19 protein-coding genes are annotated in these 23,413 nt (G+C 68.6%); 6 read left to right on the forward strand and 13 right to left on the reverse strand.

The genetic code is table 11. From position 1 onward, the window contains the following. Positions 1–62: 62 nt before the first annotated feature. Positions 63–1,049, reverse strand: coding sequence for a sensor histidine kinase (locus IFJ75_RS04965; RefSeq protein WP_207931531.1), 987 nt, complete (start codon positions 1,047–1,049; stop codon positions 63–65). A 284-nt stretch (positions 1,050–1,333) separates the two neighbouring features. On the opposite strand from IFJ75_RS04965, the gene IFJ75_RS04970 reads away from it, so the two are divergent. Continuing rightward, the gene (locus tag IFJ75_RS04970) at positions 1,334–1,921 is read left to right on the forward strand and encodes a response regulator (protein ID WP_207931532.1); all 588 of its coding nucleotides are present in this window, start codon (positions 1,334–1,336) and stop codon (positions 1,919–1,921) included. Between the two features lie 140 nt (positions 1,922–2,061). After that, entirely contained in the window at positions 2,062–3,030 is a 969-nt protein-coding gene (locus IFJ75_RS04975) for a formylglycine-generating enzyme family protein (RefSeq protein WP_207931533.1), read from the forward strand. Between the two features lie 254 nt (positions 3,031–3,284). Here IFJ75_RS04975 and IFJ75_RS04980 read toward each other — a convergent pair whose 3' ends face one another. From IFJ75_RS04980 to IFJ75_RS04995, 4 genes are all read right to left on the reverse strand, one after another. Continuing rightward, the gene (locus tag IFJ75_RS04980; protein WP_207931534.1) at positions 3,285–3,860 is read right to left on the reverse strand and encodes a DUF4136 domain-containing protein; all 576 of its coding nucleotides are present in this window, start codon (positions 3,858–3,860) and stop codon (positions 3,285–3,287) included. 91 nt (positions 3,861–3,951) lie between these two features. After that, on the reverse strand, positions 3,952–4,158 hold the full coding sequence (locus IFJ75_RS04985; RefSeq protein ID WP_207931535.1) for a hypothetical protein: 207 nt from the start codon (positions 4,156–4,158) through the stop codon (positions 3,952–3,954). Between the two features lie 4 nt (positions 4,159–4,162). Then, positions 4,163–4,585 (reverse strand): SRPBCC family protein, encoded by a 423-nt coding sequence (locus tag IFJ75_RS04990; RefSeq protein WP_207931536.1) that lies wholly within the window; start codon positions 4,583–4,585, stop codon positions 4,163–4,165. Continuing rightward, positions 4,582–4,908, reverse strand: coding sequence for an ArsR/SmtB family transcription factor (locus IFJ75_RS04995; protein WP_207931537.1), 327 nt, complete (start codon positions 4,906–4,908; stop codon positions 4,582–4,584). The genes IFJ75_RS04990 and IFJ75_RS04995 overlap by 4 nt, the downstream gene beginning before the upstream one ends. A gap of 147 nt (positions 4,909–5,055) precedes the next feature. On the opposite strand from IFJ75_RS04995, the gene IFJ75_RS05000 reads away from it, so the two are divergent. Continuing rightward, complete coding sequence (locus IFJ75_RS05000) at positions 5,056–8,319, forward strand: S41 family peptidase (protein ID WP_207931538.1); 3,264 nt, start codon at positions 5,056–5,058, stop codon at positions 8,317–8,319. Between the two features lie 21 nt (positions 8,320–8,340). On the opposite strand, the gene IFJ75_RS05005 is transcribed toward IFJ75_RS05000, so the two are convergent. The 6 genes from IFJ75_RS05005 to IFJ75_RS05030 form a co-directional block, all read right to left on the reverse strand. Next, a complete protein-coding gene (locus IFJ75_RS05005) occupies positions 8,341–8,718 on the reverse strand; it encodes a YdbL family protein (RefSeq protein WP_225897000.1) in 378 nt (125 codons plus the stop codon). After that, positions 8,718–8,909, reverse strand: coding sequence for a YnbE family lipoprotein (locus IFJ75_RS05010; protein ID WP_207931539.1), 192 nt, complete (start codon positions 8,907–8,909; stop codon positions 8,718–8,720). Before IFJ75_RS05010 ends, IFJ75_RS05005 begins: the two co-directional genes overlap by 1 nt. Before the next feature lie 70 nt (positions 8,910–8,979). Then, positions 8,980–12,057 carry an intermembrane phospholipid transport protein YdbH family protein gene (locus tag IFJ75_RS05015; protein ID WP_207931540.1) on the reverse strand — a complete coding sequence of 1,026 codons (3,078 nt, stop codon included), beginning with the start codon at positions 12,055–12,057 and terminating at the stop codon, positions 8,980–8,982. 55 nt (positions 12,058–12,112) lie between these two features. Continuing rightward, positions 12,113–14,509, reverse strand: coding sequence for a TonB-dependent receptor domain-containing protein (locus IFJ75_RS05020; RefSeq protein WP_207931541.1), 2,397 nt, complete (start codon positions 14,507–14,509; stop codon positions 12,113–12,115). Between the two features lie 46 nt (positions 14,510–14,555). Next, entirely contained in the window at positions 14,556–15,560 is a 1,005-nt protein-coding gene (locus IFJ75_RS05025; protein ID WP_207931542.1) for a FecR family protein, read from the reverse strand. A gap of 100 nt (positions 15,561–15,660) precedes the next feature. Beyond that, entirely contained in the window at positions 15,661–16,185 is a 525-nt protein-coding gene (locus tag IFJ75_RS05030; RefSeq protein WP_225897001.1) for an RNA polymerase sigma factor, read from the reverse strand. A 240-nt stretch (positions 16,186–16,425) separates the two neighbouring features. On the opposite strand from IFJ75_RS05030, the gene IFJ75_RS05035 reads away from it, so the two are divergent. From IFJ75_RS05035 to IFJ75_RS05045, 3 genes are all read left to right on the forward strand, one after another. Beyond that, on the forward strand, positions 16,426–17,412 hold the full coding sequence (locus IFJ75_RS05035; protein ID WP_225897002.1) for a glucosamine inositolphosphorylceramide transferase family protein: 987 nt from the start codon (positions 16,426–16,428) through the stop codon (positions 17,410–17,412). A gap of 2 nt (positions 17,413–17,414) precedes the next feature. Further along, positions 17,415–18,587: a glycosyltransferase family 4 protein gene (locus IFJ75_RS05040; RefSeq protein ID WP_207931543.1), complete on the forward strand. Its 1,173-nt coding sequence runs from the start codon at positions 17,415–17,417 to the stop codon at positions 18,585–18,587. A 108-nt stretch (positions 18,588–18,695) separates the two neighbouring features. After that, complete coding sequence (locus tag IFJ75_RS05045) at positions 18,696–19,283, forward strand: class I SAM-dependent methyltransferase (protein ID WP_225897003.1); 588 nt, start codon at positions 18,696–18,698, stop codon at positions 19,281–19,283. Positions 19,284–19,295: 12 nt separating this feature from the next. On the opposite strand, the gene IFJ75_RS05050 is transcribed toward IFJ75_RS05045, so the two are convergent. Together IFJ75_RS05050 and IFJ75_RS05055 are read right to left on the reverse strand one after the other, a co-directional pair. After that, the gene (locus IFJ75_RS05050) at positions 19,296–20,948 is read right to left on the reverse strand and encodes an MFS transporter (RefSeq protein ID WP_207931545.1); all 1,653 of its coding nucleotides are present in this window, start codon (positions 20,946–20,948) and stop codon (positions 19,296–19,298) included. 98 nt (positions 20,949–21,046) lie between these two features. Next, positions 21,047–23,392, reverse strand: a complete 2,346-nt coding sequence (locus tag IFJ75_RS05055; RefSeq protein WP_207932475.1) for a glucan 1,4-alpha-glucosidase — start codon at positions 23,390–23,392, stop codon at positions 21,047–21,049. Positions 23,393–23,413: the final 21 nt, after the last annotated feature.

Genomic DNA, 23,413 nt, shown 5'->3' on the forward strand with positions numbered 1-23,413 from the left:
GCATCAGGTCAGACCCTAGCGCGCGGTTCGTGGATGCCCGGCTCTGGTTGTCAGGTTTGTCGTCAGGCCCGGCGCGAACGCCGCGGCGCCCTCACGAGGACGCTGACACCGCGCCCGTTGGAGTCCATGCGCATGGCGCCGCCCAAGGAGGTGATGCGCGAGCGCATGCTCGCGATGCCTACGCCCCCGCCCTTCATCGCCAGGGCCAGCTGGGCGCTGTTCATGCCCCGTCCGTCATCGGTGACCACCAGGCTGACCTCGGCCGGTTCGGCGACCAGCTCCACGCTGACCGAAGTCGCCTGGGCGTGCCGGTGCACGTTCATCAGCGCCTCCTGCGCGATGCGGAACAGGGCGACTTCGGTATCGAAGGGCAGGAAGGCGCCGTTCAGGCGAACGTCCATGTCGATGGCCAGGCCGGTGCGGCGCGCGAAGCCCTGGGCGAATCGTCGCAGGGTCTGCTCCAGCCCCTGTTCCTCGATGCTGGGCGGATGGAGCAGGAAGGCGAAGGTGCGCATCTCGTTCTGCACCGAGCTGAGGGTCTCGCGCATCTCGCGGACGATCGCCTCGTTCGGGCCCTCGGGTTTGCCTTCCAGCGAACCCAGCAGCATGTCGAGCGCGACCAGATGCTGGATGGTCGAATCGTGAAGTTCGCGCCCGATGCGGCGGCGCTCGGCCTCCTCGGCGTGGATGATCCGCCGTTCCAGGTCCTTGATCAGCGCAGGCGCGTAGTCCGCCGTGACCTCGACGGCCGCGCCGATGATCTGTCGGGCGCTGGCTTCGCCCGGCCGCGCGAGCAGGCGTGAGCGGAAGTGCAGCCAGCACAGCCGGTCGTCGTCCTGGGCGATCGAGATCACCATGTCCGCCATCTCACCGGGCGGCAGCTCGTGCAGCTTCTTGAGGTGGGCGTTGAGGATAGTGACGTCGGACGGGGTCAGTCGCCGCCGCAGCCCGCCGAAGCGGAAGGCCCCGCCGGAAGGGACAAGCAGCCGCTCCAGGAAGGCGTCTATGTACTTCGGCCGGCCGGTCTCGAGATCCAGGATATAGGCCATACCCGGCGACAGGCCCGGACCATGGTGGTGGTCCGCGACCGGCGGTGGGCGCGACTCATCGACGTCGAATGACGCCGAACTGGCCGCGCGGGATCGGGTATCGGCCCCTGACAAAGCCGCCTCCTGAAAAGCCCTACGGAAGCACCATAACACAACTCCTAAGGGTTTTTTCTGATATACTGCAGATATTCAGCCCCTAATGGTTTTACCTGAACTGGGCTGTCGGGGAGGGCGCTGTGCTGAGGATACTATTGGCGGACGACCATGAGGTCGTTCGCCGCGGGGTGAGCGAGATCATTTCTGCAAACCCGGCGTGGGAAGTGGTCGGAGAGGCCGCAGATGGCGATACAGCCTTTGAACTAGCCTTGAGTCTGCGACCGGACATTGCTGTTCTCGATGTCTCGCTGCCGCATATGAACGGGGTAACCCTTACTCGCCGCCTGAAGCAGGAGGCGCCGGAGATCTCGGTGCTGCTGTTCACGATGCGCGATGACGACGAGACGGTGAACGAGGGGCTTGCGGCCGGCGCCAAGGGGTACATCCTCAAGACCGACACCCAGCAGCACCTGAGCGCGGCGATCTCGGCCATCGGGGCGCGGCGGCCCTACTTCTCGCCGTGGGTGTCGGAGCTGCTGCTCGACGGGCTGGTTCAGGACCGCAAGCGGTCGCGGCTGAAGACCTTCACGGTGCGCGAGCTGGAGGTGGCGCAGCTGATCGCCGAGGGCCAGTCGAACAAGGCCATCGCCCGCGACCTGAGCATTAGCGTCAAGACGGTCGAGACCCACCGGGCCTCGGCCATGCGCAAGGCCGGGGTAAGGACGGCGGGCGAGTTCGTCCGCTTCGCCATCAAGCAGCACCTGATCACGCCCTGAGCGGGCCGAAGCGGCGTGTTTCATGGGCCACATGGGCGCCCGTAAGGCGCTGTTTCCCGGGCGAGTTCGGGGTTTGACCTGATCGTCCGGAGCGGCCGGGACCGCCACCTTCGAGGCCTGAACGAGGGGGTCAATCAACCATGTCACGCGCCAGTGTGTTCGGCCGCTACAGGTCGCAGCAACCCGATCCGCGCAACCCGCTGCGCATAGAGCTGCCCGCCGGGCTGTTCATGATGGGGTCCGACGACCACTATGCCGAGGAGGCGCCCGTCCATGCGGTGATGGTCGACTCCTTCGCCATCGACGCCTATCCGGTGACCAACCGGGACTTCGCGGCCTTCGTCGAGGACACCGGCTGGACCACCTTCGCCGAGATCCCGCCGGACCCGAAGGACTATCCGGGCGCCCCGCCCGAGATGCTGCAGCCCGCATCGCTGGTCTTCACCCCGCCGCCGGGGCCGGTGCCGCTGAACGACATCCGCGCCTGGTGGACCTACCAGAACGGTGCGAACTGGAAGAGCCCGCGCGGGCCGGGCAGCGATCTGGACGGGCTCTGGGACCATCCGGTGGTCCATGTCGCCTGGGCCGATGTGACCGCCTATGCCCGCTGGGCGGGGGGCGAGATGCCGACCGAGGCGGAGTGGGAGTATGCGGCGCGCGGCGGCGCTGACACCGCCTATGCCTGGGGCGACGAGTTCGAGCCTGGCGGCAAGGTCATGGCCAACACCTGGCAGGGTGACTTCCCCTGGAACAATCGCAAGCCCATGGACCAGCGCTACACCAGCCCGGTGGGATCGTTCGATCCGAACGGCTTCGGCCTGTACGACATGATCGGCAATACTTGGGAGTGGACCCAGGACTGGTGGTCGACCGAGGCCCCGGTCACCAAGGCCTGCTGTGCGCCGAAGAACCCCCGCGGGGGCGAGCTCGAGGCCAGCTTCGACCCGGCCCAACCGGCCATCCGCATTCCGCGCAAGGTGCTCAAGGGCGGTTCGCACCTGTGTGCCCCTTCCTACTGCCGGCGATATCGGCCGGCGGCGCGGCACGCCCAGCCGGTGGATACCTCGACCTCTCACGTCGGCTTCCGGTGCATCGTCCGTATCCGCTGAGCGGCTCCCGATGCACTCGAAAAAGATGAGTGCAAAAAGTGCAATTCGGATGTGATGGATCAGATTATCATCTTAACTATCTGAATTGAATGGGTGTGCGTCGGGAGTGATTTTTCGCTTCGGTGGCGAGGGTTCCTGAACTGTCAAAGACCGGGAGCCAGTCTAGCACGGCCCCGGAGGGGGCTGGGCCGAATGCCGGTCGCGGCGGAAAGCCTGCATGATTTCAGCGGGCTGGGGTCGATGGATATGCTGGTTCAAGGGCCGGGAAGGGCCCGGGTCAGTTCGGCAGCGATGCTGTTCAGCCCGGCCTGGGTGGCGTCGGCGTGGTCTACCCGCTTGTCCGAGGTGGCGCGCCAGGCAAGGCGGCCGGTCCGGGCGTCGGTGACGTCGAGGATCAGTGTGCCCTTGGCATAGGCGGCGAGGTTCATACCGCCCCTGGGCGGGCCGTACAGGCCCCAGCCGTCGCGACAGCCGCGAACGCCGCAGGTGGTGCCGCCCGCCAGGCTGAAGCCGGTGATCGACGTGTCCTGCAGATCCTGAAGGACGGCATGGTAGGCGACCTGAAGGGCCGCGTCCTCGGGCGCCGTGACCCGCCGGTAGCCCCGGGCGGCCAAGGCCTGGTCGACGGCTGTGTGCAGCCGCTGCTCGACAATGACGCGGGCGACGCGGGGATCAGGCCTGGCGTCGGCGGGAGGCGAGGCCCAGACATAGGTCGAGCCGGGCGCGAGGCCGGCCGGGTCGGAGGTCAGCACCGTGATCTTGCCCGCCGTGCTCGCGCACCCGGTCGTCAGGGAGGCGATGAAGCAGGCTGCGAAGGTTCGCCCGCGCATGGCGTCGGCTCCGGCGTCGCGATCCCTGCGATCGCAGGATCAGGAAGCGCTGCCGGAGCCGGAGTTTGAATAGGGTGATACCCCGACCGGTTCAGTTAGCGAGGCGTCGCAAGCGCGCGACATAGGGCAGAGCGAACAGCCAGAGGCCCGAGACCAGCAGCAGGATCAGGGGCACGAGGGCCAGAAGGCCGATCCAGAACGACTGCTGCTTCTGCATCAGGGCGACGATGTTGGCGATCACCGCCAGGGTGAAGGCGATGGAGAGCCAGCGGTGGGTCTGACGGATCAGGGCGCTCATGGCCTCAGCCCTCCTGCGTCAGAAGCTGGTCGAGGTTGTCGAGGAACTTCGACCAGCCGAACCTGGCGCCGCCGGAGGCCTGTTTCTGCTCCGGTCGGAAGCCGGCCTGTTCCATGCGCAGATGGACGCCGCCGTCGGTGGGGGTCAGGGTGAAGGTGACCACGCTCTTGAGGGCGTAGGCCGGGTCCTCGCTGTCGAAGTCCCAGCTGTAGGCCAGGGTCCGCTCGGGCTCGAGGGTCAGAACCTTACAGTCCAGCACCCCGCCCCAGTCGCCACGCAGCTTGAAGCCGTGGCCGACCTCGGGGACGAAGTCGTTCTTCATCAGCCATTCCTCGATCAGGTGCGGCTGGGTCAGGGCGCGCCAGAGCTTCTCGGGCGCGTGCGGATAATCGCGCTCGACGACGACGGATTCGGTGTTGGCGGTCATTGGTCCATCCTGTTCAGCAGGTCTCCGAGGCCGTCGAGACGGGCTTCCCAGAAGTCGGTCATATCGCGGGTCCAGTCGGTCAGGGCCGACAGGGCGCCGGGGCGGGCGGCGTAGTGGGTCTGGCGGCCCTCGTGCCGGTCCGAGACCAGCCCGGCCTGACGCAGGACGCCGAGATGTTTCGACACCGCCGGCTGGGACACGCCCGCGCGGGCGGTCAGGGCCCCGACGGTCTGCTCACCCTCGCGGCACAGGCGCTCGAACAGAGCCCGGCGGGTCGGGTCGCCGAGGGTGCGGAACAGGAGGTCGGGGTCGGCCGGGGTCATGAAGATCGATAACTTCGTGGTTATGGATTATCTCATAACTGCGGGGTTATGGGTGCGTCAAGTCGCTTGACAAGCGCGGCCATTCGCCGCGCGATGGGCGCCCAAACCAGACGACTTCCAGACGACTTCTCCCGGGGCGAACACCAGATGACATCCACCAAGGCGGCGACCCTGATCGCGGTCGCCCTGACGCAGCTTTTCGTTCAGGGCCAGGCGTTTGCGCAGACGTCTTCCGTCGAGGCCAGGCCGTCCCTGGCCGAACCCAGCCTGTCGGCGGACGGTGGACAGATCGCCTTCGTCTCGGGCGGAGACATCTGGGAGGTTTCAGCCTCGGGCGGGACCGCGCATCTGCTGGTGACCGATGCGGCGACGGAGGGACGGCCGCTGTATTCGCCGGACGGGACCAAGCTGGCCTTCACCTCGACCCGGGGCGGCAATGCCAACATCTATATCCTCGACCTGGCCAGCGGTGCGACCACGCGGCTGACCTATGCCGAGTCCAACGAGGAGCTGGACGCCTGGTCCGCGGACGGCAAGTGGCTCTACTTCGCCTCGGGCATCAATGACGTGGGCCGTCAGCCCGACATCTTCCGCGTCGCCGCGACCGGCGGCACGCCGCTGGAGGTCAGCCGCGAGCAGTATCTGTCCGAGTTCCAGGCGGCGCCGTCGCCGGACGGGGCGTCCATCGCCCTGATGGCGCGGGGGCTCAGCGCCGGCCAGTGGTGGCGCAACGGCCATTCCCACATCGACGAGACCGAGATCTGGGTGAAGCCGGTCGCCGGGGACGGCGCCTATCGCAAGCTGCTGGCCGACGAGGCCAAACACGCCTGGCCGATGTGGAGCCCGGACGGCCGGACGCTGTACTTCATGAGCGACAAGTCGGGCGCCGAGAACCTGTGGCGGATGCCCGTCGCGGGCGGGGAGGCGACGCCGGTGACCCGGTTCACCAGCGGCCGCTTCCTCTATCCGAACATGGCGGCCAACGGCTCGGCGGTGGTGTTCGAGCGCGACTTCGGCGTCTGGAAGGTCGATCCGGCGACGGGGCGGGCGGCGCAGGTGCCGATCACCCTGCGCGGCGCCTCTGCGGCCGAGAGCCAGCGCCATGTGACCCTGACCAATTTCGAGCGCATGGCCCTGTCGCCGGACGGGAAGAAGGTCGCGGTCCTGGCCCATGGCGAACTGTTCGCGGTCGGGTCCAAGGACGGCGGCCCGGCCCAGCGCGTGACCACCAGCATCGCCGCCGAGCGCGAGATGGTCTGGTCGCCGGATTCCAGAAAGCTGCTCTATGTCACCGAGCGCGGTCTGGACCATGTGATTGCCCAGTATGATTTCGAGACCTCGACCGAAATCCTGCTGACGACGTCCGGCATGGCGTCCGCCCTGGCCTATGCGCCCGACGGCAAGTCGATCACCTATGTGACCGACGTGAAGGAACTGCATGTCATGACCCTGCCGACGGCGAGCGCGCCGGCGGTGGATCGGGTCCTGTTCACAGGCGCTCTCAACACCGACGAGCGCGGGCCGACGCCGGTCTGGTCGCCGGACAGCAAATGGATCGCCTTCCCGGTGGTCGACCGCCGGTCCTTCACCAATGTGCATGTGGTCCCCGCGGCGGGCGGCGAGGCGCGTCCGGTGAGCTTCCTGGGCAATGGCCAGATGGGCAAGATCGTCTGGTCGCCGGATGGCAAGTTCATCCTGTTCGACACCTCCCAGCGGACCGAGGACTCGCGGATCGTCCGCATCGACCTGCTGCCGCATGTGCCCAAATACCGGGAGGATGCCTTCCGCGACCTGTTCAACCCGGAGGCGCCGAAGACCGAGACGCCCGATGCGCCGTCCACCACCCCGCCGGCGACCCCGCCCGCATCGGGCGGGACGTCCGGCCGCAGCCAGCGCGCCGCGCCGCCCGCGACCCCGCCCCGGACCCCGCCGGTCAGCGTCTCCATCGTCTTCGAGGGCATCCGCGAACGCGCGACCCTGCTGCCGCTGGGCCTCAACGCCGACGGGCCGGTGATCAGCAACGACGGCAAGACCCTGGTCTTCCGGGCCAGCGAGCGCGGACAGGAGAGCCTCTATTCCTGGTCGCTGGACGAGCTGGCGACCGAGCCGCCGGTGGCGCAGCAGATCAGCTCCACCCCCAAGCCCAAGCCGGACTTCTATCTGACCGGCGACGGCAAGACCCTGTTCTATCTGGATGGCGGCTCGGTGGTGACCACGCCGCTGGAGAGCCCGCGCGCCAAGACCATCGGCATCCAGGCCCAGATGGACGTCGACTTCGCCCGCGAGAAGCAGGTGGTGTTTGACCAAGCCTGGAGCACCCTGAACCGCAACTTCTTCGATCCGAACTTCAACGGCCAGGACTGGACCGCCCTGCGCGCCCGGTTCCAGCCCTATGTGGCAGGCGCCCGGACCGGGGACGAACTGCGCCGAACGATCAATCTGATGATCGGGGAGCTGAATGCGTCGCACTCGGGCACCGGGGCGCCGCGCGGCGCGGTTCCAACCGACCGGATCGGCGACCTGGGCCTGCGCTTCGACCGCGAGGCCTATGAGGCCGGACGCGGCCTGATCGTGCGCGAGGTGGTCAATCTGGGCCCGGCCTTCATCGCCGGGTCGATCAAGGTCGGCGACCGGATCGTCAGCGTGAACGGCCAGGCGATCGAGGCGAACACCAATCTGGACGCCCTGATGCAGAACCAGGTCGGCGACCGGGTGGCCCTGGGCTTCGTCAACGCCTCGGGACGGCATGAGGCCATCGTGCGGCCGGTGGGCGCGGGGACGGCCTCGGGTCTGGCCTATCGTCAGTGGGTGGCGAGCCGTCGGGCCTATGTCGAGCGCGCGTCCGGCGGACGGCTGGGCTATGTCCATATGGCCGACATGTCGGCGGACAGCCTGAACCAGCTCTATCTGGACCTCGACAGCCAGAACCAGGGCAAGGAAGGCATCGTCATCGACATCCGCAACAACAACGGCGGGTTCGTGAACGGCTATGCGCTGGACGTCTTCTCGCGACGCAACTTCCTGCACATGACGCCGCGGGATCTGTTCACCCTGCCCAGCCGGCAGGCGCTGGGGCAGAGGGCGCTGGACAAGCCGACGGTGCTGGTGACCAACGAGTCCTCCCTGTCGGACGCCGAGGACTTCACCGAGGGCTATCGCACCCTGGGTCTGGGCAAGGTGGTGGGGCAGCCGACGGCGGGCTGGATCATCTTCACGGGCAGCGAGCGGCTGATCGACGGCTCGACCGTGCGCCTGCCCGGATCGCGGATCCAGGGCTCGGCGGGCGACGATATGGAGATGCATCCGCGCGCGGTGGATCAGGCCGTGGAACGGCCTCTGGGCGAGACCCTGTCGGGCCGGGACGCCCAGCTGGACGCGGCCATCGCCCAGTTGCTGAAACCGGCGGGGTGATCCCCGCCGGTCAGGCTGTCCTTAGCGTTGGACCCACTGGCCGGCGGCGTTCCTGTACCACTGGCCGGAGCTGACGCGGGCCAGAAGCTGGGTCTCGAACATCCGGGCGGCGGCGATTTCCGTCGTCGTGCCGGCCTCGGTGGCGCTGCGGGCATAGACCGCGCGGCGGCCGTTGTTGGTGGCGTCGACGGCGGCGCGCAGCTCGGCGTCGGCGTTGGTGCGCACGCCGACATAGCCGTCGGCCTGTTCGCCCACCGTCCCTTGCGACTTGGCGGCGTCGATCAGGGCCTTCTGGGCCGAGGTCTGGGCCATGGCGGCGGTGGCGCCGACAGCAAGGAGGGCGACGGCGGCGCCGGCGATCATGAGTTTGCGGAAGGTCATCTGCTGAATCTTTCCCATCAGAACAGGTTGGGGTTCTCTTGAAGGAGCGTCTGCAGCTCCTTGTCGAGACGGATGCGCACGTCGGCGCTGAGGGTGGCGTTGATGGTGATCGGGGCCACTTCCAGACGCACGGTCGGGGTGCAGGCCGAGGCTCCGGCCGCGGCGAGGCCGCCGAGGACGAGGGCGGCGAGGGTCCGCTTTGTGATCATGATCGCAACTCCGGAATCGATGACGTCCCCCACCTTAACGCGGTGCGGGGTGAATGGCCCCTGAACAATTTCAGGGGGCGGGCGGCGTCTCCGCCGAGACCTGACCCTGACGCACGCGGTTGAGCTCCAGCAGGTCGCCGATCAGCTGGTTGGCGTTCAGGGTCGTGTCGAGGTTCAGATTGACGCCGGTGCCCGAGGGCAGGGGCAGGGGCTTGTCGAAGAACTGACGCCGCAGGACCTGCAGCCAGGTCAGGCGGATCTCCTGCTTCTGCGGCGGATCGTGACGGCCGTGGATGGCGAACCTGAGGTTCAGGCGGCCCGCGTCGAGGCTGTTGACCACCACGGTCATGTCGTCGAAGGCCAGGTTCTCGAGCGCCTGATAGGCCAGATCGGTCATCAGGTTCGGCGGGACCTCGGTGTCGGCGTTGGAGGCTTCCATGCCGGTCAGGGCCTCGCGCTGCAGCTCCAGCCGGCCCGGCTGGACGGCGTTCAGGACCCCGCCCTGGACGCGGACGCCCTCGGGGCCGGAGGTGAAGGGCAGGCGGCCCGAGACGATGGCGTCCAGCTTGACCTTGTCGTCCAGACCCGCGCCCGAGAAGATGTTGCCGATCTGGACCTTGTCGAGGACCAGGGCGCCGGTAATGGTCTTGGTCCGATCGAAGGGCACCGACAGGGGCTCGATCCGCACGACGCCGCCGCCGACCCGCAGATCGGCGCCGCCGAGGGTGAAGCGGGTCAGGTCGAGACCGAACTCCAGCTTCAGATCGGTCAGGGGGGTGACAGAGGCCAGGCTGTCGAGCGTCAGGGTCTGGTTCGGGGCCGTGGTCAGAGGGACGAGGCTGGTCAGGACGACCTCGCCCTTCAGGCCCTTGGCCGCGCCGACCGGGCTGACGAAGTCGAGGCCGGGGACGGTGATGAGGCCCGAACTGGTCTGGGTCTCCGGCGTCCAGTCGAAGCGGCCGGTGAAGCGCGCCTGGCCGGTGACCGGCGGCTCGACGAAGCCGGCGACGAGGGGGCTGAGGTCCAGCGGCTGGAGCCCGCCCTGGGCGAAGGTCAGCATACCGGTGTCGATCGTCAGACCGCCGCTTTCGGTGATCCCGTTGTTGTGCAGGGTGATCTGGCCGAGCGGGTTCTGGCCGGAAGCGACGTCGAAGGTCCCGGTCCACTGTTCCTTCGCCAGACCGGCGGTTCCGGTGAGGCGCAGCGGGTTGAAGCGGCGGGTGGCGGCCGCGTCGCGGACCGTCGCCTGTTCTATCCGGGCCGACAGGCTCAGGTCGCCGCCCCTGGAGCCGTCGACGCTCAGGCTGCCCTCGGCGTCGGCGACGCGGGCCTCAAGGAAGGGGGCGGCGGCCGAGACCCCGGCGAAGCGGCCGCGCACGTGCCAGCCGTCGTCGGCTACGACGACCAGCGGACCGGCGGGCGGACAGAGGTGGCCGGCGACGTCGGAAACGTCGTTCTCGCCCAACTCCAGCAGACGGGCGGCGAAGGGGCTGCAGCCCCGGGGGGCGAAGATCAGGCGGCTGTCGGCCGAGGTCAGGCGTCCCGTCGTGCGCACCGTCAGACCTTGGGCCAGGCCGAAGTCGAGGGCGGCGCGGGCGTCGAGGTCGGCGGTGAAGCCGGTGGGCGTCAGGCTCCAGCGCGGGACGGCGACCGCCGCCTCCGGGAGGCCCTTGCCGCGCGTGGCCGTGATGGACAGGGCGCCGCCACCCAACTGGCCCGGGACGGAGACGAAGACGGGCGCCGAGAGCGCCATCAGGGTCAGGACGCCGCCGTTGGACGGGGTCAGGCGGACGGGGCGGGTCAGCCGCGCCTCGGTCCCCGTAGGCCCGACGGTCAGATGCACGGCGGGGGCGGAGACGGCGAAGTCGCCAAGCGCCCGCTTCATGTCGGCCAGTTCGGCGGTGTCGTCGGAGGCGACCGGGCCGAACAGGGGCCAGGCGCCGTGGGCGGCGGTCGCGGCGATGTCGGCGTTGATCCTGAGCGCGTCGTCGGCGACGAGCCGGAGCGCGGTGGTGGTGCGCACGGTCTTGAGGTCGAGCTCGCCGAAGCGGAAGCGATCGGCGGCAGCCGCGACCGGGCCGGAAAGGTCGGTGCGGAAGCCTGTACCGCCGCGCGCGATTTCCGTTGGGGCGTTGCTGGTCGTGGCGCGAAGGCCAGTGAGCTTCAGCGTTCCGGTCGCGGCCTCGCGCGCGGTCAGGGCCAGGTCGGTGGCGCCGGTGATGCGGAAGGCCTCGATCCAGCCTTGCGTCCGGCCGTCGAAGGTCAGGTTGAGGGCGGCGTCGGTCAGGCTGTTGTCGTCGGTGGCCGCCGAACCGGCGGTCAGGGCGGCCTGAACCCGGGCCTGTCCGTCGCCGCGCCGGGTCTTGAGGTCCGGATAGGGCAGGGCGCCGGTCAGGGTCAGGCGCAGGTCGCGCCCACTGCCCCGGGGACCGGAGATGGCGTCTGCCGCCGAATGGACCGTCACAGCGACCCGGTCGCCGGTGGTGGTCAGGTCGATGTCGGCCTGAAGGTTCGTCACGGTCGTAGGGCCGCTTCTGAGGGACGCAGCGGGCATCCGCGCGACCAGTCGCATGAGCTTGCCGTCATTGACGGTGGCGTCGGCCAGCACATCGACAGTCCCGTAATCGCTCTGGAGCCGCAGCCGCCCGCCCTCCACGAGGATCAACGGGCCACGACTGTCCGGCTTCGGCGGCTGGCCCGTAAACTTCTTCACCAGCGGGTCGAGCGACCCGAGCGAGAACTGGCGGTTATGCCAGCGCGCCGAGAGGACGGGGCGGACGAGTCGGATTCGGCCGGGGGTCACGCCGAAGCCCGCGCGCGACCAGGGGGCGCCGATGGCGTAGTCGACCTCGGCCCGGTCGACAACGAAGTCGGGATGGGCGGGGTCGCCGATGACGATGCGGCCGACGAAGCCGTCCAGTTCGATGCGCTGGACCTGAACCTGGGCCGCGACGCCCTGGTCCTTGAGCCAGCCGGTGAGGATCTGCTGGGCCGCGGCGCGTCGGTTCAGATAGAGGCCGCCGGCCAGGACAACCACGACAACGAGGGCCGTGCCGCCGGTGACGAGGGCGATCCGGCCCGCCCTGCGTCGCTTCCTCGCTTTCAGCGGGGGCTCGGACGGCGTTTCTGAGGCGGCGGGGGAACGCATCACCGCGACTTAGAGCAAATCAAACCCCGGATCGCCATGATGAAATTGGAGAAGCCTACCAGGGCGACCAGGTCAGGGTCAGGCCGATGGTGCGCGGTCGGAGCGGGGTGGTGGCCAGGGCTTCGGGCAGGCGGAAGGGGTCGCCGAAGGAGAAGGTGTTGGCCTCGGTGTCGGCGGGATTGTCCACGAAGGCGGTCGCCGTCCAGTGGTCGCCCTCGATCCCGGCCGACAGACGCCCGGTGACATAGTCGCCCATCCGGTAGCGGCGCGAGGCGTCGAAGGTCAGGCGCGAGGCCCCGACATAGGCGACCACGGCGTCGGAGGTGAAGACCAGATCGCGCCAGAGCGGGCGACGATAGCTGGCGTTCAGATTGGCCGAGATGGCCGGCACTCCGGGCAGGCCGGCGTCGCCTTTGGAGTTGAAGGCCGGGCTGGGGCGGGTGATCTCAGGATCGGCCAAAAGGGTGTTGAAGCGCAGGATCAGGCGGTCGCTGGGCTGCCAATTGGTCTCGATCTCGAGGCCCTTGTTCGCCCCGTCGCCGACATTGACCGCATAGGCGAGGCCCGTGGGCAGGAACTGGTCGCTCTGGATGTCCTTCCAGCGGGAGACGAAGGCGGCGACCCGGGCCTGGACCTTGCCGTCCCACAGCCGCGCCTTGGCCCCGACCTCATAGTTCCACAGGGTGTCGGGACGATACTCCCGCGCGGGCATCCCGACCCGGCCGGTGAACTGCTGCCAGATGGGCCCAGCGGTGTTGAAGCCGCCGGTGCGGTGGCCCTGGCTGATCAGGGCGTAGAGGTTCAGGTCGGGGCTGTAGCGGTAGTCGAGGCCGAATTTCGGGGACAGGCCGTCGCCGTCGCCTTCGCCGGCGAACGGGCGATGGAAGCCGTAGTGGTCAACGTCGGAAATGGCGCTGTAGTTGACCCGGTAGTAGCGCGCGCCGACAGTAGCGGTCAGGTCGGGCTTGAGGTCCAGCGACAGCTCGCCGTAGGCGGCGACCTCGTCCAGCTTGTCGAGGCGGTTCTCGGTGTAGATCTGCTCCACGGGGAGAGGGCGCAGGGCCGAGAGGTTGGTCACGGACGGCGTCCGGCTGGTCGAGAAGAAGCCGCCGGCGAGCCAGCGCAGGGGACCGGCGTCGGGCGAATGCCAGGTCGCCTCGCCGACCAGAAGCCGGATGTTCTTGACCTCGTCCAGGGCGCCGATCCGGCCGAAGGAGCCGAAGGTGATCAGGGCGCTGGAGGCGTCGTAGCGGCTGGTGAAGTCGTGATTGATCTCGGCCACCGAGGCGTCCAGCCGCCCCCAGTCGCCCTGGCCGTTCAGGGTGACATAGGTCTCCTCGAACTGGTTCTCGTGCGGTTCACGCACCAGATTGGCGCGGGTCAGCCCGCCCAGCACCCGATAGACATAGTGGGTGTCCTCGGTCTTGATCGACTGGCGGACATAGCCGGCGGTCAGGCTCCAGTCGGGATTGAGCCAGGCGCCCACCGCGATCCGTCCGCCGTGGCGCGTGCCGTCGTTCACCCGGTGCAGGTTCAGGTTCACATCGTTGATATAGCCGCCGAAGGACTCCTCGTAGATCGAGCCCCGGATGGCCAGCCGTCCGTCGATAAGCGGCAGGTTGCCGGTCGCGGAATAGTCGGTGTTCTGGCCGCCCGAATGGGTCCAGGAATTGGTCGCAGACAGCTCGAGCTTCAGATCATCCGGGTTCGGACTATGGGTGACGATGCGCACCACTCCGCCGATCGGGCCGGTGCCGTAGAGGGTGCCATGGGGCCCCCGCAGCACCTCGACGCGCTCTATGTCGAGCAGCTTCAGGTCCGGATCGGGAGCGCTGTAGGTGATCGGGGCGAGGTCGAGATAGATGGCCACCGTTGACTGGGTCAGGCCGGTGAAGGCGCCGTCCGACATCCCGCGCAGCAGGATCTTGTTGCGGCCCGAGCCGAGGTTGGTCGTCGTCATCCCGGCGACGAGGGAGCTGACGTCGGTCAGGTCGGTGACGTCGGCCAGGCCGATGCGGTCGCCGGACAGGGCGGTCAGGGCGGTCGGGGCCTGCTGGGCGGTGTCCGGACGGCGTTCGGCGGTGACGACGATGTCGCTGAGCTCCGAGGCCTCGGCCGGATAGTCGATCGCCGGAGGGGCGGGGCGACGCGGGACGGGGGCGGCGGGCGGCGCCGCGCGGCGGATGATCACCGCACCATTGGTCCCGATCGACCAGCTGCAGCCGCTGCCGGTCAGGATGCGGTCGAGCGCGGTCTCAAGGCTCACGGCGCCGTGGACGGCGGGGCTGGTCCCGCGACAGGCGCCGACCTCGCCGCCGAGGGAGCGCCGGCTCTGCAGGGCGAGATCGAGAAGGGCGTCGCGGACGCCCTGGCGCGGAATATTGAAGGCGCGCGACTGCCGCGCCTCGGCGGGGGTCGCCAGAAGCGTGGTCAAACAACTGATGGCCAGCATCGACCCTAAGGCCCGGTGAAACCCCGCCCCGAGGCGACGCCGGTTCCTAGCGGGCGTCACCGCTCAGGCGGACGTCGGTCGGGGACCGGGTCGCACGGACGGGGACGAAATCCTGGAGCTGCTTCAACATCGTGGCCTCATCGCCCACGCGCAGAGCACCAGTGAAGTGCATAGACCGCGCGGACGCGTCCACTGTAACTGGCTTGTCGAAATAACGCGACAGGTCGTCGGCGACATCGCCGAGGTCGGCGTCGCGATAGACCAGCATGCCCTGACGCCACATCGCGGTCTGATCGGCCGCAACCTGTGAGAGTGTCGGCGTCTGCGTCCCGGTCTGGGCGATCTTCTGTCCGGCGACCAGTCGGACGGCGGCCGTCTTCGTTGCGCCGGCCGGGGTCACGGCGACGATCCCGCGCTCGACGTCGACCGCGAAACGATCGCCGTGGCTGAGGACGTTGAAGGCGGTGCCCAGCACGCGCACGCTGTGGTCGCCGGCCGCGATCGTGAACGGGCGGGCCGCGTTGTGAGCGACGTCGAAGGCGGCCTCGCCGTCGGTCAGGGTCACGGTCCGGGCCTTGCGCCCCATGCGCACGCTGAGCTCGGAATGCCGGTTCATGTCGATGCGGGTGCCGTCCGACAGGACGACGGTCCGCGGGGCGGCGTCGGTGTGATAGCTCTCGGTCGGGGCGACGTCCGCCACCTGGGGCCAGACGCCGACCACGACGGCCACGGCGGCCGCGGCGGCGAAGGAGGGCAGCAGCCAGGCTGGACGGCGGCGCAGGGCCCGGCGGGCGGCGGGACTGACGTCCTCGTCATTGGCGGCGACGGGCAGGACGGTCACCTCGGCGGGCGCAGCCACGGCGGCGGAGACCGGAATGATGTCCAGCTCGACCCAGGTCCGTTCGACGTCGTCATAGGCCAGACGATGGGCGTCGTCCGCCTCCAGCCAGTCCTGGAACGCGATCCAGGCGAACGCGGGCGCATCGACGTCGCTCAAGCGGACGAACCACTCCAGCGCCTGGTCTTCGATTTGCGGTTGCGTCGTGGTCATGGGTGGAGGGGTTGAACTCGCGTCGTGTGAAAGATCGTCTAATCCCTAGACGTCACCGAAAGGGTATCACCTTCGTTATAATTTAGCCTGGCCGCAAAATTCACGACTTCACCTTGGCCGAAAGGGTGCGCAGGGCGTCCATCATGTGCTTCTCGACCGAGCTGCGAGAGATGCCGAGATGGGTCGCGACCTCGGCGTAGCTGAGGCCCTCGAACTTGTGCAGGTTGAAGACGGTGCGGGTCTTTTCGGGCAGGCGGGCGACGGCGGCGGTCAGGCTGGCCAGCCTCTGGCGGCCCGCGACCACGGCCTCGGCGGAGGGGTTGTCGTCCATGTCCTCGGAGGCGCCGACCGCATGGGTGGCCAGCCGCCAGGCGGCGTCACGCGCGACCGACCTCTGGCCCGAGCGCCAGCGGTCCATCATCATGTTCGAGGTCAGGCGGTAGAGGAAGGCGCGGGTGTCGCGGACGTCCGTCGCGGGGTCCAGGCCGGCGACCTTGAGATACAGGTCCTGCAGCAGGTCCTCCACATCGCCGGACGCGCCGAGGCGCGCCTGAAGGAACCGCCCCAAGGCTTCGCGCTGCTCGAAATAGGCTGCGATCAGAGGTTGCGCGGCGGGCGCGGTCAAAAAGCGGATGTCCTTCCCGGTCGCCCTATTTTGGCGCTGTCGCGCCCTTGGAGGCGAACTCTGCAGGCTTCATGCCGCGCCTGATTTTTTGAGGCAAGACGCCTTTCGCGTCGTCCGCAGCGAACACGTCCGCGCGCGAACGCGGGTATTTACGATCTTTTCACTGTGTTTTTTGAGGTCGGCCCCACCCGGCGCCGTCCTACCCCTGAGACCGACACAGAGCGGTCGGTTGGGGCCGTGATGTACGATATCTGGCGTTCCGGATTTGTCAGGCGTTCGCTGTCCAGCGTGACGGCGACCGGCGGCGTGGACGCTGCGGAACTCGTGTGGCTGCCGGACTCCGGCCCGTTCCAGTATGTCGCCGATCCGTTCGGGATCGAGCGCGACGGCGTCCTGACCGTCTTCGTCGAGGCCTTCGACTATCGAGTCCGGCGCGGCGAGATCCATTTCTACCAGTACGGGGCGGACGACGCCCTGATCGGGCAGGGGACGGCCCTGATCGAGCCGGTGCACCTGTCCTATCCCTCGCTGATCGAGGACGGCGGCGAGCTCTATATGCTGCCCGAGGGCTACAAGGCCGGGGGTCTGACCCTGTATCGCTGCGTGCGCTTCCCCGACCAGTGGGAGCCGGCGCGGCAGATCATGGATGTGCCGGCCATCGACGCCACGGTCGTGAAGCACGGCGACAAATGGTGGGCCTTCTACAGCCTGCCGGGTCCGGCCGACCGGGCCATGCGCGAACTGCACGTCGCCTACGCCGACAGCCTGATGGGGCCCTGGACCCCGCATGCGGCCAATCCGGTGCGGACGGGCTTCGACACCTCGCGTCCGGGCGGCACGGCCTTCGTCCACGACGGCGCCCTGCATCTGCCGGTGCAGGACTGTTCGACCACCTATGGCGCGGCGATCAACCTGCTGCGCATCGACGTCCTGACGCCCGAGACCTTCGAAGCGCGGCCGGTCAAGCGGTTCGAACCGACCGGCCTGTTGGGCGATCACGAGGATGGCCTCCACACCCTTTCGGGGATGGGTGACCTGACCTTCGTGGACGTGAAGCGCATCCTGCAGTCCTCGTCCGAAGGCTGGATCAAGGCCCAGTTCAAGCTGCGCCGCCTGCTGGGGCTGAACAAGCCGCGCGCCGGTCGTCGCGCCGGCCGTGGCAAAAAAGCCGGGCACATCAGCCGCTTGACGGCCGTTGATCTCCGTGAAGCCCGAGTGAGGGGTTGAGTATGCGTATCGCCGTGGTCATGCCGCGAGGCAGCGTTATGGGCCGGGACAAGGCCAACTCCATGGAGACGGTCGCACGGACCCTGCTGGAGAACAGCCGCCTGAAAGGCTCCATCCGCGTGATCTGCGACGCCGGCGCCGAGACGCCCGCCCTGCCGGACCTGCTGACCGTGCCCGCGGGCCTGAGCAAGAGGAAACGCGCCGACGCCGTCGCCGAACTGCTGGCCGGCTTCGACCCCGACTACATCGAATACCACCAGCAGCTGGAATCCTCGGCCGCCCTGGCGCGCCGCTTCCCGAACAAGATCAACGTCCTGTACCGCCACACCCGGATCAAGCAGCCCAGGAGCGCCCTCGACCGCCTGCGTTACGGCGCGCGGCTGAAGGCCTTCGACCGGCTGATCTTCGTGTCCAAGGCGGCCGGGCAGGAGTTCGTCGGCGACTATCCGGCGCTGGCCGGCCGCGTCGCCTCGGTGTGCAACCCCATCGAGATGGACGCGTGGAAGGCCTGCCCCGACAGCCGTGAGAAGCTGATCCTGTTCTCGGGCCGCGCCATGGAAGAGAAGGGGCTGGAGCCGTTCTGCGACGCCCTGGCCGCCGTCCTCGACAAGAACGCCGACTGGCGCGGCGCCCTGATGCTGGGCGACTGGGACAGACACGCCGAATGGGCGACGCCGCGCATCGAGGCCCTGGCCCGGTTCGGCGATCGCGTCGAGATCCACAAGTCGGCTTCGCTGCCGCAGGTCCAGGCCGTGACCCGCCGGGCCGCCATCGCCGTGACCCCGTCCTTCGTCGCCGAGGCGCTTGGCCTGTCGGCGCTGGAAGCCCACGCCGCCGGTGCCGCCCTGATCTCCTCGGGCCGTGGCGGCCTGCGCGAGGCCAGCGGCGATCACGCCGTCTATGTCGATCCGCCCCAGGCGCCCGACCTGACCCGCGCCCTGGCCGCCCTGGTCGCCAACGACGACGAACGCGTCGCCATGGCCCGCGCCGGTCAGGATTTCGTCGCCTCCGTCCACGCCCCGGCCGTCCGCTCGGCCCAGCTGGACGATCTGCGCGAACGTCTGCTGGTCGAACAGGCCCTGTCGCGCCGTCCGGTCTGGGCGCCGTCGTCGATCCGCCGCCGTGTGTCCGGCGCCCTGCGTGGGCGTCCGTGGACGGTCCAGCCCGCCGGCTGAGGCCATCCGTCGCTGGGAGAAGGGTCCGCTCGGGCTTGACCCCGGAGGACCGGCCCGCCAACCCCTCGATCGCGGCGCCCGTGTGCGCTCCGATGCATGGAGACCGCCTTGGGCGCTGGAACCTTCTTCACCCGCCTGTTCTTCGGCGAGGCCGGGGTCACCCGACGCAAGACCGCGGGCGCCAAGCGCATCCTGCAACTGCCCGACCGCAAGCTGCTGGCCGAGGCCTATCTGCCGGCGATGGCGGCGGATGGCGGACGCATCCTCTGGGTCGGCTGCCGCGCCTATACGGCCGATGACTATGCGGCGCTGGAAGCGGGCGGCGCCGAGGTCTGGACCACCGACATCGACCCCGAGGCGGCGCGCTGGGGCGTGCTGGGTCGGCACCGGACGGGCGACGTCTGCATCATCGACAAGATCTTCCCCGACATGATCTTCGACGCCATCAGCTGCAACGGCGTGCTGGGCTATGGCGTCGATACGCCGGAGCAGCAGCGCCAGGCTCTCGTGGCGATGGCCGCCATCCTGCGGCCCGGCGGGCGGCTGCTGCTGGGCTGGAACACGGACAAGATCGAGGACCCGGTCGCGGCCGGCCTGACCTCACCCGAGTTCGCGCCGACGCCTTACGCCGGGCAGGAGAGCCGGGTGCGGTTCGATGAAGTGACCCACGTCTATGACGCCCTGGTCCGCACCTGATGAGGCGCGCCCTCAGGTATGGATGTCGACGTCCTTGCCTTCCTTGATGAATAGGAAGCCGACCACCGCCGTGATCACGGCGATGACGATCGGGTACCAGAGGCCGTGGTAGATGTTGCCTGAGGCCGCGACCATGGCGAAGGCCGTGGTCGGCAGGAAGCCGCCGAACCAGCCGTTGCCGATGTGATAGGGCAGGGACATGGAGGTGTAGCGGATGTTGGTCGGGAACATCTCCACCAGCGCCGCCGCGATCGGCCCGTAGACCATGGTCACATAGAAGACGAGGGCGAAGAGGATGGCGACGGTCAGCGGCTTGTTGACCAGAGCGCTGTCGGCCTTGGCGGGATAGCCGGCCGCCTTCAGATGATCGCCGAGACCGGTCTCCCAGGTCTTCTTCGCGGCCTTGAAGTCGGCGGCGGGGAGTTGGTCGCCCCGGAAGCTTTCGACAGTGGTCGCGCCGATGCGGACCTGGGCCACGGTTCCGGCGGGCGCGGCTTGGTTGGCATAGGCGACGCCGGCCTTGGCCAGATACGACTTCGCCAGATCACAGGATTTGGAGAAGGTCGTCTTGCCGATGGGATCGAACTGGAACGAGCAGTCGGCCGGGTCGGCATAGACGGTCACCGGCGCCGAAGCCGCCGCCGCCGCCAGCCGCGGATTGGCCGCCGCCGTCAGGGCGTGGAACAGCGGGAAGTATGTCAGGGCCGCGATCAGGCAGCCGGCCAGAATGACGGGCTTGCGGCCGATCTTGTCCGAGATCCAACCCCAGAAGACAAAGAAGGGCGTGGCCAGCAGCAGGGCGACGGCCACCAGGGTGTTGGTCAGGGCGCCGTCGACCTTGAGGGTCTTCTCGAGGAACAGCAGAGCGTAGAACTGGCCCGTGTACCAGACCACGGCCTGGCCGGCGGCGAGGCCGAACAGGGCCAGGATCACCAGCTTGAGGTTCGGCCATTTGCCGAAGGAGTCCTTCAGAGGGGTGGTCGAGCCCTTGCCTTCGGCCTTCATCTTCTTGAACGCGGGGCTTTCGGCCAGTTTCAGCCGGATCCACAGCGACACGCCCAGCATCAGGATCGAGACGAGGAAGGGAATGCGCCAGCCCCAGGCGGCGAAGGCCTCCTCGCCGATCGACAGCCGCACACCGAGGATGACGACGAGGCTGATCATCAGGCCGGCCGTCGCGGTGATCTGGATGAAGGAGGTATAGAAGCCGCGCTTCCCGTTCGGGGCATGCTCGGCGACATAGGTGGCCGCGCCGCCGTATTCCCCGCCCAGGGCCAGCCCTTGCACCAGCCGCATGAGCACCAGAATGACCGGCGCCGCGACCCCGATGGCCGCATAGGACGGCAGCAGGCCGACGACGAAGGTCGACAGCCCCATCAGGAGCATGGTAACGAGGAAGGTGTTCTTGCGCCCCCACAGGTCGCCCAGCCGCCCAAAGACGATGGCCCCGAACGGCCGAACCGCGAACCCGGCCGCGAAGGCCAGAAGGGCGAAGATATAGCCCGTGGTCTCATTCACGCCCGAGAAGAACTGGGTCGTGATGATCGCGGCCAGGGAGCCGTAGAGGTAGAAGTCGTACCACTCGATCACGGTCCCGACCGATGAGGCCAGAATGACGAGCTTGTCGTTGCGATCGACCGTGTGGCCGGTGTCTTCCGTCGTCATTCCTGTTCCCCCTCGCGCCGTCAATGCGGCGTTCTTGAGGGCAGGATGGCACGCGAACGACGGTCCGTCAGTCCGATTCTGACGAACCGTCTTCGTGTTTACTTGCCGTAGCGGTCGGCGACCGGTGCGTAGCGGTCCCAGACGGCCTTGTCGGCCAGCGAACGCAGCAGCTTGATGTATTCGGCGTGGGACCAGGCGAGGGGGGTCGCCGAGTCGGTGCCAGCGCCGGTTTCATAGCCCTCCGGCTTCACCCCGACGCCGTCCCAGACCTGTTCGGAGAGCAGCAGGCCGTCGTTGGCGAACCGCTCCATGCCCCGGACATAGGTCTGGCGGATGGCGGTCAGGTCGGCTGCGCCGCCTGATTGAAGAGCGCGGGCCAGTTCATAGTGACCGCGTTCACCGGTGAAGATCGGCCAGACCCGGCCGCGCTGGCCGGGCGCCATGACGCCGCCGATGCCGTAGTTGGCGCCGTTGGTGCGGTCCTCGCCATAGCCGTCGACGCCATAGCGCCGCCAGCCGGGGGTCGCATCACCCGCGGGACCGAAGTCATAGCGGACGCGGGTCAGGTCCGGGCGGGTCTGGTCGTCGTATTCGGGCAGGGTGGCGAGGATGTGCGGATCATTGGCCGCGCGGACGCCGTAGCGGACCAGCTCGAGGAAGCCACCGTCGACGACGTGGTCCTGGGGCTGACCGGGCTGGCCGTTGTTGTCGCCCATGGGGGCATGGCTGTTCGGGCTCTCGGTCTTGGACAGGCGCAGGAAGTAGTTTCCGTCGCCGAAGGCGCCGTTGGTGGTGAACATCCGCGCGTCGGCCTTCTTCGAATAGTCGTCGGCGGCGGCGAGGTAGCGGGCGGCCGAAGCGGTGTCGTTCGAGGCTTTCGCGATGTCGGCGGCGACCGTCAGCCCGGCGATGACGGCGGCGGTGGTCGAGGGCGAGAAGCCGTCCTGCTCCTCCCAGCGCTCCTGCTGGGTGAAGGGCGGGGTGACGGTGCGGTCGTTCCACAGGATGCCGATCTTGCCGCCGGTGACCAGGAAGTCGGCGGCGGGCTTGATCATCCGGCCGTACATGGTCTGGAGCTCGGCGTCGGAGACGAGGCCGGCCTTCCACAGACGCCAGCCCAGCATGATCGGCATGGCGGTCTGGTCCAGCTGGACGCCCACCCATTCGACCTCGCCGTCGACGTGGGTCTTCTGCAGGAACCAGCCGGTCGCGCCCGTATTGCCGGGGGTGTCGGCGCGGACCTGGACCTGGGGCAGATAGCGGAAGGCGGCGACGGGCGTCTGGGTATCGCCTAGCGCGAGCAGGGCCATGGCCACCTGATAGAAGTCGCGCGGCCAGACGGCCTTGTAGCCGGTCGAGCTGTTGGTCGCGTCGACCGTGTCGCCCCAGGGGTTGGACAGCGACGCGATCAGGGCGCCGGCGTGGGTGCGGTCCTCCTGAACCTTAAGCATCAGGGCCGAGGCGTATGCCAGCTTGCCGCCGTCGGTGGACTGTTGGGCGATGCGAGGCAGGTCGGTCAGGGAGCCGATCCAGTCCTCCCAGCCGAGGCGGTCGCCCGTGCCGTTGAAGCGGGCGAGGACCTCGTCGAGGCCGGTGGAGAACCCGCCGTCGGCAGCGGCTTCCGCTTCTGCTTTCGAGGCGCCGAAGCCGATGACGAAGTCACGGGTCAGGCTCTGGCCGGCCGGGATGGTCGGCAGGGCGCCGGTCAGGACCACCGCCCCGGCCGTGTCGCCGGTGGAGGCCCAGGCGTGGGTCAGGCGGCCGTTGGCCTTGAGGTCGGTCAGGCCGTCCGACGATCCGAGGAAGCCCGCGCTGGCCGTCTCGAACGGGGCGCTGGGGCGCAGGGCCAGATGGACGTCGCCCTCATGGGCATAGAGGCCGTTGGCGTCGGCCGAGGCGAAATCGCCGCCGCCGGTGTTGGCCATGTGCGGTTCGAGGATGGCGTAGGGGGTGACGGCGGCGCCGGTGGCCTTGATCGTCACGCGCAGGACCAGGGCGTTGCGGTCGGGGTCGGTGAAGATACGTTTCTCGATCTCATACTTTCCGGCCTTGTCCGTGGTGACCACCCGATAGGCGGGCGACAGGGGGCGGCCTTGGGCGTCGACGTCGAGATATTCGGTGCGCTCGGTGGTGTCGGTCCCTTCCAGCGACAGGCCGGCGTCGGAGGCTAGGGCGAAGCGCAGGGACTTGATCTGGGCCTCGTGGATCAGGCCGTACATGGTCTCGGTCAGGACGCCGTCGGCGATGGAGAACCAGACGCGCGACACAGCGCCGGTCGGGCCGCCGTCCTTGTACTGGCCGTCGACATAGGCCTCGTAGGACGCGCCGACGCCGGTCTTGGCCGCGCTGGACCAGGTGGTCGCCGCGCCCGGCGCGCCGGGGGCGACGGGTTCGCTGACGACCGCGGGCGCGGCGGGCGAGGCCTCGACGGCAGCGGCGGGCATCGAAGCGCAGGCACCGGTCGC

The organism is Brevundimonas goettingensis, from assembly GCF_017487405.1.
GTDB classification, from domain to species: Bacteria; Pseudomonadota; Alphaproteobacteria; order Caulobacterales; family Caulobacteraceae; genus Brevundimonas; species Brevundimonas goettingensis.